The sequence below is a fragment of the Paraburkholderia sp. RL17-368-BIF-A genome (assembly GCF_046054045.1).
GTDB classification, from domain to species: Bacteria; Pseudomonadota; Gammaproteobacteria; order Burkholderiales; family Burkholderiaceae; genus Paraburkholderia; species Paraburkholderia graminis.
In genome coordinates, this window is sequence record NZ_JARESN010000021.1 from 16,393 (window position 1) to 30,609 (window position 14,217).

11 protein-coding genes are annotated in these 14,217 nt (G+C 60.8%); 2 read left to right on the forward strand and 9 right to left on the reverse strand.

Annotated features, from left to right (window positions below; all coding sequences use genetic code 11):
- Window positions 1-4: 4 nt before the first annotated feature.
- Genes P0D87_RS27325 through P0D87_RS27345 form a run of 5 tightly spaced genes read right to left on the reverse strand, consistent with a single transcriptional unit; the run spans window position 5 to window position 6,886 of the window.
- Entirely contained in the window at window positions 5-1,918 is a 1,914-nt protein-coding gene (locus P0D87_RS27325) for a (Fe-S)-binding protein (RefSeq protein ID WP_053860643.1), read from the reverse strand.
- A gap of 2 nt (window positions 1,919-1,920) precedes the next feature.
- On the reverse strand, window positions 1,921-3,984 hold the full coding sequence (locus P0D87_RS27330) for an NADH:flavin oxidoreductase (RefSeq protein ID WP_053860642.1): 2,064 nt from the start codon (window positions 3,982-3,984) through the stop codon (window positions 1,921-1,923).
- 48 nt (window positions 3,985-4,032) lie between these two features.
- Window positions 4,033-4,569, reverse strand: coding sequence for a DUF5943 domain-containing protein (locus tag P0D87_RS27335; RefSeq protein ID WP_006052170.1), 537 nt, complete (start codon window positions 4,567-4,569; stop codon window positions 4,033-4,035).
- Window positions 4,570-4,621: 52 nt separating this feature from the next.
- Entirely contained in the window at window positions 4,622-5,593 is a 972-nt protein-coding gene (locus P0D87_RS27340; RefSeq protein ID WP_027798645.1) for a dipeptidase, read from the reverse strand.
- An 18-nt stretch (window positions 5,594-5,611) separates the two neighbouring features.
- Window positions 5,612-6,886, reverse strand: coding sequence for a serine hydroxymethyltransferase (locus P0D87_RS27345; protein ID WP_053860641.1), 1,275 nt, complete (start codon window positions 6,884-6,886; stop codon window positions 5,612-5,614).
- Between the two features lie 468 nt (window positions 6,887-7,354).
- On the opposite strand from P0D87_RS27345, the gene P0D87_RS27350 reads away from it, so the two are divergent.
- Window positions 7,355-8,350 (forward strand): GlxA family transcriptional regulator, encoded by a 996-nt coding sequence (locus P0D87_RS27350; RefSeq protein ID WP_006052173.1) that lies wholly within the window; start codon window positions 7,355-7,357, stop codon window positions 8,348-8,350.
- 53 nt (window positions 8,351-8,403) lie between these two features.
- On the opposite strand, the gene P0D87_RS27355 is transcribed toward P0D87_RS27350, so the two are convergent.
- The 3 genes from P0D87_RS27355 to P0D87_RS27365 are packed head-to-tail and all read right to left on the reverse strand — an operon-like array spanning window position 8,404 to window position 13,105.
- Window positions 8,404-9,666: a cytochrome c gene (locus tag P0D87_RS27355; RefSeq protein WP_053860640.1), complete on the reverse strand. Its 1,263-nt coding sequence runs from the start codon at window positions 9,664-9,666 to the stop codon at window positions 8,404-8,406.
- Window positions 9,667-9,668: 2 nt separating this feature from the next.
- Complete coding sequence (locus tag P0D87_RS27360; protein WP_408637082.1) at window positions 9,669-10,274, reverse strand: (2Fe-2S)-binding protein; 606 nt, start codon at window positions 10,272-10,274, stop codon at window positions 9,669-9,671.
- A gap of 8 nt (window positions 10,275-10,282) precedes the next feature.
- The gene (locus P0D87_RS27365) at window positions 10,283-13,105 is read right to left on the reverse strand and encodes a xanthine dehydrogenase family protein molybdopterin-binding subunit (protein ID WP_053860639.1); all 2,823 of its coding nucleotides are present in this window, start codon (window positions 13,103-13,105) and stop codon (window positions 10,283-10,285) included.
- Window positions 13,106-13,383: 278 nt separating this feature from the next.
- Here P0D87_RS27365 and P0D87_RS27370 point away from each other — a divergent pair, with 278 nt between their 5' ends.
- On the forward strand, window positions 13,384-13,731 hold the full coding sequence (locus P0D87_RS27370; protein WP_053860638.1) for a hypothetical protein: 348 nt from the start codon (window positions 13,384-13,386) through the stop codon (window positions 13,729-13,731).
- A 69-nt stretch (window positions 13,732-13,800) separates the two neighbouring features.
- Here the strand turns inward: P0D87_RS27370 and P0D87_RS27375 are convergent, their stop codons facing one another.
- The gene (locus P0D87_RS27375; protein ID WP_053860637.1) at window positions 13,801-14,217 is read right to left on the reverse strand and encodes a DUF4279 domain-containing protein; all 417 of its coding nucleotides are present in this window, start codon (window positions 14,215-14,217) and stop codon (window positions 13,801-13,803) included.

Below are 14,217 nucleotides of genomic sequence, written 5' to 3' on the forward strand. Positions count from 1 at the left end.
CGCGTTACTCCAGCGCCGCTGCAACCAGTTCGGCGACGTCCAGCACTTCGGGACGCGGACCGACCACGCCTTCGAGCATCGCCGTGCAATTCGGGCAACCGACGGCGACGATGTTTGCGCCGATGCCGCGTGCGTCGTCGATACGAATGTCGGGAATGCGCCGCTTGCCCGGAATGTCCGTCAACGGTGCGCCGCCGCCGCCACCGCAGCAACGTCCACGCATGCCGTTGCGTTCCATTTCGACGACCTTGATGCCGATGCTCTTCAACACCCGGCGCGGCGCTTCCGTTTCGCCGTTATAGCGACCGAGATAACACGGATCGTGATACGTGATCTTGCTATCCGCGTACGCGGCCGCGGCACGCGGCGACAGCTTGCCGCTCGCGATGAGTTCGTCGATCAGCGCCGTGTGATGCTGGACCTCGTAAAAGCCGCCCAACGCGCGATATTCGTTGCGCAGGCTGTGCAGCACGTGAGGGTCTGCGGTCACGATCTTGCCGAACGAATACTGCGAAAGCGTGCCGATCAATTTGCTCGCGAGTTGCTGGAAGGTGGCTTCGTCGCCGAGACGCCGGGCCGTATCGCCGGTATCCGTTTCCACTCCGCCCAGTACCGCATAGTCGATGCCCCCGCGGTTCAGCACCTTGACGAGCGCGCGCAGCGTGCGTTGATAGCGCATGTCGAACGCGCCTTCTCCTGCGATCAAGAGCACATCCACGCGACGTCCGGGCTGCGCGACCTGCACCTGAAGATCGACGGCCCAGTCGTAACGCGCACCGATGTCGTAACCATTCGCGCTGCCGGTCTCACGCAGATTCGCGAGCGTGATCGGACCTTTGCCGGGCACCGTGCCTTCGACAAGCGTCTGATTACGGCGCATGTCCACGATTGCGTCGACATGCTCGATCAGCATCGGGCACTCCTGCACGCAAGCGCGGCAGGTCGTGCATGACCACAGCGTTTCCGCTTCGATGAGACTGGAAATTAAGGGCTTTTGCGGTGCGCCGCCGTGCTTGCCGACCGGAATGCCGGGCGTCGGGCTACCCGCGTATTCGGCGTCCGTTCCACCGACCATGCCCGTGACCAGATCCTGAATCAGCTTCTTCGGATTAAGCGGCTGGCCGGCGGCGAATGCGGGGCATGCCGCTTCGCACTTGCCGCACTGCACGCACGCATCGAAACTGAGCAACTGGTTCCAGCGAAATTCAACCGGCTTGCCCACGCCATATTCTTTCGCGTCGAGCATCGGCACTTTCAATGCGGTGGGCGGCACGACATCGTTCGAGTTACGCTCGGCAAAGCGCTCCTGACGCGGATGAAAAGCCAGATGCAAAAGACCCGCGAGCGCATGTTTCATCGGACCGCCACGCGCGGCGCCGAACGTCATCGTGAAGGCGCCCACTGCGATCAGCAGCGCGACGATGATGGCGAGCGCACCCGACATCGCCGAAGCCGGCAGCGCGACGAACAGCACGAGGCCGAGCGCGAACGAGCCGAGCAGCAGCGGCAAGTGATCCCACGGTCCACGCGAAAGCCGCGCGGGCACCGCCTTCGCACCATGACGGCGGCGCCACACGAACACGGCGCCGACCAGCATCACGAGCGCGGCCAGAAAGATCAGCTTGTCGAGCCACGGCGAGTAGATCGCGAGACCGTAGTTGACGAACACGAGCGCCATCGCGAGGATCGCACCGCCAGCGGTCGCGACGTGCGTCTTTGCAATGTACGGATCGCGCGCGACCACATGATGCAGATCGACGAAGTAGCGCTTTGGAATGGACAGCAGATTGGCCCAGCCGTACGCGCCCGCCGCCGTCGCGCGGCCCTCGCGCCAATACGCGGCGCGCTTCGCGAGCGCGAACGCCAGACCCGCCATCGACAACCACAACAGCACGGTGATGACAGACACGGGGCTCATCGTCAGAAGTCCTTGCAAAGGCGCAGCGCGTCGTAAATCGCGCCGTGAATGTTGTGCATGGAGATGCAGTCGCCGACGCGGAACAGCAGAAAGCGGCCATTGCCGAGTTCTTCGGAAAGCGACGGCTGCGGCTCCGATGCGAAGAGCTTATGCACGTCCACCTGGCCGCGATTCACCGACTCGGGCTTGAGCTTCCAGTACAACTCGTCGTTCGGCGTACTGCCGTTTTCGATCACCACCTGATCGACCGCGCGCTCTTCCTGCTCCTCGGTGTACTCGTTGCGAAGCACGGCGATCTTCTTGCCGTCTTCTTCGTACACCTTGTCGAGCCAGTAATTCGGCGTGTGAACCACGCCTTGCGCATAGAGACGGCGATAGAAAATCGGGAACGTAGTGCCGCCGACGTCGTCGGCGACTTTCACGTCGGGCGTGGCGATCTCCACATTCGAGCCGCGGCTCGAGATGAAATCGGCCACGCCTGCGCCGGCATGCGTGCTGACGCCGTCATACACGAGTACATTCTTGCCCGGCTCGACCTTGCCCGAGAGCACGTCCCACGAACTGACAGCGAGACCTTCGTCGACACCCCATGCCGCGACTTGCGATGTGAACGACGAACCGCCCGTCGCGAGCACGATGATGTCCGGCTTCTCGGCCATGATGGCCTTCTCGTCGGCAGCGACACCGAGACGGCGGTCCACGCCAAGACGTTTCGTCTCCATGTCGAACCAGCGGACGATGCCCGCCATCTGCTCGCGCTGCGGCGCCTTGGCCGCGAGCATGATCTGGCCGCCCACGTAGTCGTTCTTTTCGAACAGCACGACGTCATGACCACGCGACTTCGCAACGCGAGCCGCTTCGAGTCCGGCAGGACCGGCGCCGACCACAACGACCTTGCGCTTCGGCCCGCTCGTGCGCGTAATCACATGCGGCATCGTCGCTTCACGCGATGTCGCCGCGTTCTGTACGCACAGCACGTCGAGCCCGTTGTACTGGCGGTCGATGCAATAGTTCGCGCCGACGCATTGCTTGATCTCGTCTTCGCGGCCATCGCGAATCTTGATGACCATATGCGGGTCGGCAATTTGCGCGCGCGTCATGCCGACGAGATCGACCATGCCGCTTGCGAGCAAACGCTCGGCCTGGCCCGCGTCGCGAATACTTTGCGCGTGCATGACCGGAATCTTGACGACCGCCTTGATGCCGGCTGCGAGATGCACGAACGGCTCGGGCGGCAGCGCCATCGGCGGCATGCAGTTCGCGAGCGTGTTGTGCGTGTCCGCGCCCGAACCGATCACGCCGAGATAATCGATGAGGCCGCTTTCGCTCATGGCCTGCGCGATCTCTTTCAACTGCTCGTGATCGAGCCCGTCTTCATGAAACTCGTCGCCGCACATGCGCAAGCCGACGCAGAAATCGGGGCCGACTGCTTCGCGGACCGCCTTCAGCACTTCGACGCCGAAACGCAGGCGGTTTTCGAGCGAGCCGCCCCATTCGTCAGTACGGAAATTGGTTCGCGGGCTCCAGAACTGATCGATCAGATGCTGGTGCGCCGCCGAGATTTCGACACCATCCATGCCCGCGTCCTTCACACGCTTAGCGGCCGCGGCGAAGTCGGTGATAATGCGGCGAATCTCTTCCACTTCGATGATCTTCGCGTTGCCGCGATGTACCGGCTCGCGCACGCCAGACGGCGACATCAGATGCGGCCAGTGCTCGCCGTGAAATGCCGAGCGACGGCCCATATGCGTGGCCTGGATCATGATCTTCGCGCCGTGCGCATGCATGGCTTCGGCGAGGCGCGAGAGCGGATCGATGATCTTGTCGGTCGACAGATTCACCGACTTCCACCAGCCTTGCGGACTGTCGATCGACACCGGGCTCGAACCGCCGCACACGGCGAGGCCGACACCACCCTTGGCCTTTTCTTCGTAGTAGCGGATATAACGGTCGCCAGGCAGGCCGCCCGGCTCCGCATACACCTCCGCATGCGCAGTGCTCACGATGCGATTGCGCAAGGTCAGCTTGTTCAGCGTGAGAGGCTTGAAAAGGTTCGGGTAACGCATCGCGATCGACCTCGGAATGATATGGCTAGTAGTGCTGTGCCGTACGCGTTATGCGGCGAGCGGCGAGACTTCGAATACGCAATGCTCGTGGCCTTCTGCTGCGCAGCGCGCTTCGCGCGATTGCGAAGGCGGTCCCTTGCGCGACGAATCTGGCGCGGTGTCGTTGACCCAATCCATTGCGCCCGCGAACCAGCCGGCGAACATGTAGCAGAGCTTGCCGACCTTGCCCGGCTGCGCGAGCACGAACGACGAATGGTGCAACTCGATACGCGCATGCGAAGTCGACGGGTCCGCTTCGGTAATCGAGAAGATGCCCCAGCCTCGCTGCGAAAGCCGCTTCAGGTAATGCTCGAATACGGCCATGCCAGCAATGCCGTGCTGTTTCGCTTCCTTGTCGCACCAGAAGTACGCGGACTTGTAGCCGGCCTTGTAGAGAATCTCCGCATACGTGTCGATGCCGAGCGCTTCTTCGACCGCGGTGTGATTGTTCGTGAAGAAATGGCGCGGCACATAGAGCATCGGCAGCGCGTCGGTGGTCCAGACGCCGGTGTTCGGATCGACGTCGATAGGCAGTTGGGGTTGCATGTGGGACTCCGCTTTTTATAGGGTGATTTCGTTGACTGAATGAGGCGGAAGATCAGACCTTCCACACTTCGCCGAATACCCGCACCCAGTTCTCGCCCATGATCTTCTTGATGCGCGTTTCGCTCCAGCCGGCACGTTCCATCGCGGCGGTCAGATTCGGAAACTCGCCGATCGTACGAATGCCTTCCGGGTTCACGACCTTGCCGAAGTTCGTCAACTGACGATAACGGCCCTTGTCGTGCGTGATCCAGTCGAAGAACTCGGTGCTGTAGCCTTGCGTGAAGTCCGTGCCGATGCCGACCTGATCTTCGCCGATCAGATTCACTACGTATTCGATTGCTTCGATATAGTCTTCGACGGTCGCGTCGGCACCACGCTTCAGAAACGGTGCGAACATCGTCACGCCGACAAAACCACCTGCATCTGCAATCTCTTTGAGTTGCTCGTCGCTCTTGTTGCGCGGATGCTCTTTCAATCCCGACGGGCAGCAATGCGAGTAGCACACCGGCTTTTTAGAAGCCGCAATCGCTTCCGAAGAAGTCTTGCCGCCCACATGCGAGAGATCGACCATGATGCCGACGCGGTTCATCTCCTGAATCACTTCTCGGCCATAACCCGAGAGGCCGCCGTCGCGTTCATAGCAACCGGTGCCGACGAGGTTCTGCGTGTTGTAGCAAAGCTGCACCACGTTCACGCCGAGATCCTTGAATGCCTCGATATAGCCGAGGTTGTCTTCGAATGCATGCGCGTTCTGGAAGCCAAAAATAATGCCGGTCTTGTTCTCTTTCTTCGCGCGGAAGATGTCGTCGGTCGTGCGCACGAGCGTCAGGATCTCGCCGTATTCGCGGATCTGCTGCTTCATCTCGGCGATGTTGTCGACCGTCTTCTGAAAGCTCTCCCACACCGACACGGTGCAGTTCACCGCGGTCACGCCGCCCTTGCGCATATCCTCGAACACCGAGCGCTCGAACTTCGAAATGTTCAAACCGTCGATGATGATGCTGTTTTCGTGCAGATTGCTCATCGTTTGCTCCAGGCGTTCTCAGTAGATGGGGAAGCGCTCGCACAGCGCGAAAATCTCGCGGCGAACGCGTTGTTCGGTGGCGGCATGGCCTTCGGGGTGATCGCGCAGCGAGTCGAGTACTTCGACAATCAAACGGCCCACGTCGCGGAACTCGTTCGCGCCGAAGCCGCGCGTCGTGCCGGCCGGCGTGCCGAGGCGAACGCCCGAGGTGATGGTCGGCTTTTCCGTGTCGAACGGAATGCCGTTCTTGTTGCACGTAATGCCGGCGCGCTCCAGCGCCTGCTCGACCTGATTGCCTTTGAGACCCTTCGGGCGCAAGTCGACCAGCAACAGATGGTTGTCCGTGCCGCCCGTCACGAGATCGACGCCGCCTGCCTTCAGTACTTCGCCGAGCGCCTGCGCATTCGCGAGAACGCTGTCGATATAAGTCTTGAAGCCTGGTTGCAGCGCCTCGCCAAACGCGACCGCCTTGCCGGCGATCACATGCATCAGCGGGCCGCCTTGCAGGCCGGGGAACACGGCGGAGTTGATCTTCTTCGCGATGTCTTCGTCATTCGTCAGCACAAAGCCGCCGCGCGGGCCGCGCAAGGTCTTGTGCGTGGTCGACGTAACCACGTGCGCATGTTCGACCGGATTCGCATGACGTCCCGCCGCGATCACGCCTGCGATGTGCGCCATATCGACCATCAGCTTCGCGCCGACGCTGTCGGCGATCGCACGCAGCCGCTTGAAATCCAGCGCGCGCGGATAAGCGGAGAAGCCGGCGATCAGCAGCGCGGGTTTATGCTGCTGCGCGAGTTCCTCGATCTGCTCGTAATCGATCAGGAGCGTGTCGCGATTCACGCCGTACTGCACCGCGTTAAACCACTTGCCCGAAAGCGCCGGCTTGGCGCCGTGCGTGAGGTGGCCGCCTGCATCGAGCGACATGCCGAGCACTGTATCGCCTGGCTTCACCAGCGCGAGCATCACCGCGCCGTTGGCCTGGGCGCCCGAATGCGGCTGCACGTTGGCGAACTTCGCGTTGAACAGTTGCTTGATGCGATCGAGCGCAAGCGTCTCGATCTCGTCGACATATTCGCAACCGCCGTAGTAACGCTTGCCCGGATAACCTTCCGCATACTTGTTGGTCAGCACCGAGCCTTGCGCTTCGAGCACCGCGCGCGACACGATGTTTTCCGACGCGATCAGCTCGACTTGCGACTGCTGACGCTCGAGCTCTTTCAAAATTGCGCCGCGCACCGCCGCATCGCGCGTGCTCAGCGGTTCTTCGAAGAATGGATTCGGGTTCGACATGGAAGGTCCGTGGGGTCATTGACGTTAGGCGCCGGAAGCGTTGGTGGGCCTTTGTTTCTGCCCTGTCGCCGCCGGATTGAGTACGTCTATTCTTGACGCTTGCATCGCGCGTCAATTTATGAATTCAGACGCGTTCTTTGCCTTTTCCGCCATAGGCGACCTTTTTCGACAAGTCGCCTCTGTGGATCCCTTGGTTCATACCGCCGGCGGATCATCGCGCCGATGCCGAACGGTCGTTCGCTGGCGACGCGATGCTGCACTGCGGCTGAACGCAGTGCGCGTTTGCGGTGCGGTTCGCGATGGCCGCCGCGCGCTTCTGGTGCCGTTTCTTATCTGTTTGATGGGCAAGCATAGGCAACCGAGGGTTTAGCCTGATGGCATGGTAGTTGCGCTAGTCCTCAAAATTACATAAGTCGCAGTTCCCCACAGCGACGCGGCACTATAGATTCGAAGGAATCATTCCTCATCATGTCCACCGATCGCACGGCGTCACTGTCGCATTTCGCCTTCATGCCCGTCCCGAACTTCACGATGATCGCATTCACCAACGCGATCGAAGTACTGCGCATGGCGAATTACCTGACAGGGCAAACGCTTTACCGCTGGTCGATCGTGAGTCCCGAAGGCGGGCCGGTGACTGCAAGCAATGGGCTGTCGGTCGATACGGGTCCGGTCGAATGCGTCGGCCAGCCGGATATCGTGTTCGTGATCGGCGGCATCGACGTGCAGCGCGCGACCACGCCTGCGCATCTGTCGGCATTGCGCCGCTTCGCGCGCATGGGTTGCGTGCTCGGGAGCCTGTGCACCGGAACGTATGCGCTCGCGCGCGCCGGGCTATTAGCGGGCTATGCGTGCGCGATTCATTGGGAGAACATGTCGGCGCTCAAGGAAGAGTTTCCCGACACGCGCTTTCTGAAAGAACTCTTCGTGATAGATCGCGATCGCGTGACCTGCACGGGCGGCGTCGCGCCGCTCGATATGATGCTCAACCTGATCGCGCCGCGTGTGGGCACTGCACGCGTCACGCAGATCGCCGAGCAGTTCATTGTCGAGCATGTGCGCGATACCAGCGCGCAACAGAAGATGCCGCTCGTCGCGCGGCTCGGCTCGGCCAACAAGTCGCTCTTCGAAGTGATCTCGCTGATGGAGAACAACATCGAAGAGCCGCTATCGCGCGAGGAACTCGCGCGGCTTGCCGGCATGTCGCAACGGCAATTGCAACGCCTCTTCCGCGAGCATCTCGGGATGACCCCGACGCATTACTATCTGACGCTGCGTTTGCGGCGCGCGCGCGAACTGCTGCTGCAAACCGACATGTCGATCATGAACATTACGATGGCGTGCGGCTTCCAGTCGGCCTGCCACTTTTCGAAGAGCTATCGCGATGCATTCGGCACCGCGCCTACGCGCGAGCGTCGCAAGCAGGCACCGTCGCTTTCTTCGCCGCCGGTGATGGCGGCCTGAGAAGCGCCTCAGCACTCCCAAGGTTTATACCGCCTTTGATCGCTTCACGCGGATTAATGCCTTAGTCCGCGTGCCGAATCCGCGCTTACGTCGGCCGGTTGCGCGCCCCATGTCGCCCGCAAATAGTTCGCGAGTTGCGCCAGTTCGTCGTCGCTCAGCTTGCTCGCAGAGCCGGGCATGGCCTGCATGCGTTCGAGTCCGGGGAAGCTTTGTTCGTCGATGCCATCAAGCATCGACACGATCAGATTGTGCGGATTGCCTTGACGGACGGTGGAGTTTCCACGCATCGGTACGGCTACGTGAGGCACGCCTTCTCCATCCGCGCCATGACAGCCTGCGCATAGAGACAGATAGAGGCGGCGGCCCGGCGCGAATTGAGTAGCATCGACCGCCTTAGCTTGCACCCGCACCGGCTCACTCGGACGATCACCGAGCAGGTACGTCGAAACCGCGCGCAAATCGTCCGGCGTCATGTACTGACTGCTCAGATGCACGACGGAATGCATCTCGCCAAACGCCGAGCCTTGCGACGCGATGCCCGTTGCGAGATACGTCGTGAGATCGGCCGCGGACCATCCTCGCTCGGCGAGCCCTTGCGGGGTGAGGCTCGGCGCGATGACCCGGCCGAGCGTGCCGCCTGCAAACGGCGCTGTGAGGTCGAGTTGCCCGAAGCGGCCGCGCGGCGTATGGCATTCGATACAGTGTCCGAGCGCGTTCACGACATAACGTCCACGAGTCCAGTCCGCCGAATGACCCTGCGATGCATCCGGCAACGTGTCTTCGAGAAACAGCGTTTTCCAGAAGCGCACGGCGAAACGCACATTGAACGGGAACGACAGATCGGCCTCGCGGCTTACGACGGCCGCCGGCTTTTGCGACATCAGGTATGCGTAGATCGCGTCGCTATCCTCGCGAGACATCTGGCGATACGACGTGTACGGCATCGCCGGATACAGTTGGCCATTGGGCGACTTGCCGTCGTGAAGCGCAGTGTAGAACTCGTCGGCGCTCCATTGTCCGATGCCGTGCTGCTTGTCCGGCGTGATGTTCGATCCATAGAACGTACCGAACGGCGAGGCCAGCTTCACGCCTCCTGCGAATGGTGCGCTATCGGGCGACGTGTGGCATGCCGCGCAATCCGCTGCTTTGGCTAGATAACGGCCGCGGGCGATCAAGGCGGCGTCGTGCGTATCTTGTGTAGTCGCGGTGCGCTGGGCGGCAGCATCAGGTGCGTTGCCGCAGGCTGTCAACATCGCCGCGGCGAGTGTCACCAACGCCGCGCGAAACAACGAAAAGGTACTCGTGTGGGAAATCATCCTTAGACGTTCCTCACCAGTCCGGCTGTGTTCAGTACGAGGTCCTTCACCGCTTCGTAATAGCGTACGTAGCCCGTGCAGCGGCAAATATGCGCGTTGAGCGCCTCGGTGATCGTCTCCTCGACCTTGCTGCGTTCAATGGGCTGACGCTTGAGGCGCTCGATCAGCACCGTCGTCGCGTTGACGAATCCCGGCGTGCAATATCCGCACTGAAAGCTGAAGTGTTCGAGAAACTTCTGCTGGACCGGCGACAGCGCGACGGGCTTGCCGCTTTCGTCACACGTCGCGTGAGCTTCGACCGTGCGGATTTTTTTGCCGTCGAAAAAACTCGCGCCGGTAATGCACGATCGCACTTCTTCACTGCTGCCATCGGCGTTATCGAGAATGACGACGCATGCGTGGCACACGCCTTGGCCGCACCCCAGGCGCGAGCCTGTCAGCCCGAGGTACTCATGCAGAAAGTCGATCAGCATGAGCTGCTCCGGTACGCGGATCGGCCCGACGGATCGGCCATTGACCGTCATCGACACAGGTTGCATGGCGTAACGCGTCAGCGGCTTTTCGGCAACGCTTGCGATTGCGGAGGCTACTTCTGTGGAATCGGACATGGGCAGTGTCATGCGAGCACCTCCTGAATTTTTTGTGGCGTAACGGGAAGGTCGCGGAAACGATGTCCAACCGCATGCGCAATGCCGTTCACGATGGCGCCGACGACCGGAATCATCACCACTTCGGCAATGCCTTTTGGCGGGTCGGTTTCTGTTAGCGGAGGCAGTACTTCACTCGTCTGGCTCCATACGGCAACGTCCGTCGAACGTGGCAAACGATAGCGGTTGAAATTCCATGTGCCGTTGCCGGGGCCGTCTTCGTAGAGCGGCAAATACTCATGCAGCGCATGGCCGATGCCCATCGCAAGACCGCCTTGCAACTGGCCCGAAACTAGTTGAGGCGACAACTGGTTGCCGCATTCGAGAATCGAGTGATCCGTCAATAGTTCGACCTCGCCGCTCGACTCATTCACTGCAAGTTCGACGAGCGTACCGACCGCGCTGTAGTACGTGACCATTGCGTTATTGCGCTGCACGGGCGGAATGAACACGCGCTTTCGGTCGAGCACACGGTAGCTGTTGGACGTCGTCGCGGACTTCTGACCGTTCGGCATTGCGCCGTTGCCGTAGCGAAGCGACAGTCCGTCGATTGGCAAGCGCTCTATCTTGCCGCCGACTTCGAACTCGGCCTCGGCCCATTGCCAGCGATTGAATACATGCACGGTGGCGCCCGTCACGAGTCCGAGTTCGTGCGCCTTTTTCGCAATCTGCTCGAACGGCAATGCTTCCAGTCCATCCGCCGACAGCTTGCCGTTCACCCAGCGCGCGTCTTCTATGCGCACGACAAGCGATGCGGCCTGACCGCCGCCCGCGCCGCTCGACCAGATCGACATTGCCGCCGGCCATAAGCCGTGCACAAAAAGAACGCATGCTGCTTCGCGAGTACTGTGCGTGAAGTAATAGGCCGAGTTAGTCGCACTCGACGGCGACATAAAGCCGGGCGACCAACGCGGATTCCTCGAAAGGCGATCCTGATCGGCCTGCGACATCAGGTAAGGATCGCCGCTCGTGATTACCGGAAGATCGGGCCAGTCCGCCAACGCGAAATGCACGGTCGACGCCGGCACGCCGAGCCATTTCGCTACAGCAATGGCTTGCGATGTCGACATACCCGTGCCGATTTCCGAGCCCGAATGATGCAGCGTGATCTTGCCGTCTTCACTCACCTCGACTTTGGCGAAAGAACATTCGGCGCCCGTGCCGAAGTCTTTTTGCACGCATGCGAAGCCCACGCCATAGCGTTTGCCGGGATGCTCCGCTTCGTACTTCGCTTTCTTCTGCGCGCGGTTCTTCCACAATGGATGCGACTTTGCCTTCTGCAGAACTTCATCGACGCGAACAGCGCCAGCCGGTATTGCGCCCTGCGTATTCTTCATTCCCGACCGCAACGCGTTCGTGAGACGGAAATCGATTGGGTCGAGCTTCAGTTGGTCGGCGATTTCGTCGATCATCATCTCGGTTGCGGCCATGCTTTGCAGCGTGCCGTAGCCGCGCGCAGAGCCGGCATCGACTGCGCGCGACGCAATGGCGGTTGCAGTGAGATCGCTCTTCGGAAAGTAGTAGATCGATTGCGCGGCCGTCGCACCGACCATCGCCACAGACGGCGAAAAGTTCATGCGCCCGCCGCCATTCGCTTCGAGATCGCCTTTGAACGATTGAAGCAGTCCCGTCTTTCTGTCGACCGCAATGCGGTACTTCATGTTGAACGCATGGCGTTTGAGCGCGCTTTGGAACTGCTCGTAGCGATCGTTAGCGAGGCGCACCGGTCGGCCATCGCCATACATCGCAGCGACAAGACCATAGAACGGCATGTTGTAGTGATCTTTCGATCCATAACCGACCGTGTAGCACGGGTGAAGGAATACACTCTTCACGGGCAAGCGACACTTCGCGACCATCTCCGCCACGCTTTGCGCCACTTCGGCAGGGCCTTGCGTCGGCACGATCGTGTGAAGCGCGTGCGAGTCGGCGTCATACCAGCAGTTCGCATTGTCCGGCTCGAGTGCGGCGGTATCGATCGACTGCGTGCTGTAGTCGCGCTCCATCACCAGCCAGTCCTCAGGCGGATGTGCGAGTTCTTTAGCGATGCCGTCTGCGAAGAAAATGCCTTGTTCGCCGAGCGATCCGTGCTCGACGCCATCCGGCCATACCGGTTGATGCTTGCGCATCGAGCCGGGAAACAACGGCGCGTTTTTCAGGCTTGAAAAAACGTCGTCGTCATACGGAGTCTTGCCGCCCACACGCACGAACCGGAACGTGCCCCACGGATCACGTTCGAGCGGTCCCGTCTGCCGGCCGTACTGGATGACGTCGTTGCGGAACTTCAGATAGTCCTTCGCGAGGCGAAAGCGCGCGAAGTCGTGGAAGATCAGAATTGCAACGGCATGGCCGAGATAAGCAGGCGTGTTGCCCTTCGGCAGAAGCATGTCGCTGCCGTAGAACGCGGGAAATTGCAGACCGTCGCGCGTGAGGTCGTCGGCGGTCACGAGGCGGTCCGGCATCAGGTCGTCGCCCAGTCCCGCGAGATTGAAGCCTTCGTACGGGCAGTCTGCACGCGTCGCGCGCAGGATCATCGCGTGTGATTGCTGCTGCGGCCAATGCGGCATATCCGATGCACGCATATCGCGAGCGAACACTTTTTCACCCGTGACCTTGGCGATGCCGTCGATGCGGAATTTGGGCTGGCCGCTCGCCGGGTCCCAATTGACCGGCGTCAGTATGCGTTCTTCGAACAACGCGGCAAAGGCACGCCCACCGACGGGCGCGAGATACACGGAAATGCCGGCGATGACGCTGGCCTTCAGAAAGCTACGGCGTGGAAGGCCGGCCATCTACTACTCCTGAAATATATGACTGCGCGCGTCGATCGAGCCGGCAAATTTTTGCCCGCAGCGTTTAGGGGGCCGAATTATGACACTGGCCCATGCGCTTATATGTTGATATTTGCAAAATATCGGCGTTGGACGTAAAGCGTTGTCAGCTTGCAGTGAGCTGGGTTCCCGTCATCGAGAACTGAGACGCGATGGCGTGAATCGGAAGAGTCCTATTTCAGGTTCCGCTCTGGTTGTGCATCGTTGCGGTCCCGATGACACCCGTTTCCACTTTGAGAATGAAAAAGAAAACGCTGATGCAGAAGAGCACGCTGTGGTTCGTTGGGGGAAGCCTTGTGGCTCACCTTGCGTATGCGCAGGACCATTCAGGCATTGCAGAGCCGACGTTGCCCCTCGAAGTCACGCCCACTGTCGATATGCCCACGACTGTCACCGCGGCGCCGAGACGAATGCTGCACCATTGGTCTCGCGTCGGCGCGTTGAGCGATGACCAGAAAAGTATGGGCGAAATGCTGGCGGAACACCCGGAACTGCAGACGCATTCGCATTCGACGTACTACTCGTGGTCGCTTCACGTTGGAGAACGTGCACGACTGCAACCGCCGGGTAGTGAGTTTTCGCATTAGGGGGGGCGGGTGTGGCGCTGCGGGGGATGTGCAGCGCGCTGCAATGCTTCGGGCAAAGTGGGTTCCATCCTACCGATATTCGTCGATTTCGATCGTTCCGCGCATTGCTTCGATTATTGACCGAATGTCGTCGGGAACGTCGGGCACGCGATTTCCAGCCTCGTTGTCCCAATAGCAGAAGAAGCGCATCCGCACGTTCCCGCGCCTAAGTAGCTCGGGCAAGTCTGCGCGCGGCAAGCGAAGATGCTCGACGAGATAGCGCAAATGCGGCTCAAGGAGATCGCTCTTGACCACCGATTTGCTGCGGACACCCCACACTCCTGTCCGCCTGGCTATACCCCGTGGTTGCCCGTCACGGTCGACGATTGCATCGCCTTTGCGGTGCGCGACATCGGGGACAACGCCGAAATACTCTGTCCAGAATGTTGGCGAAACGTCGTCGCCTGAAACGGAGAATGACGCATGTGCAAGTTGGTGCGAATCCAT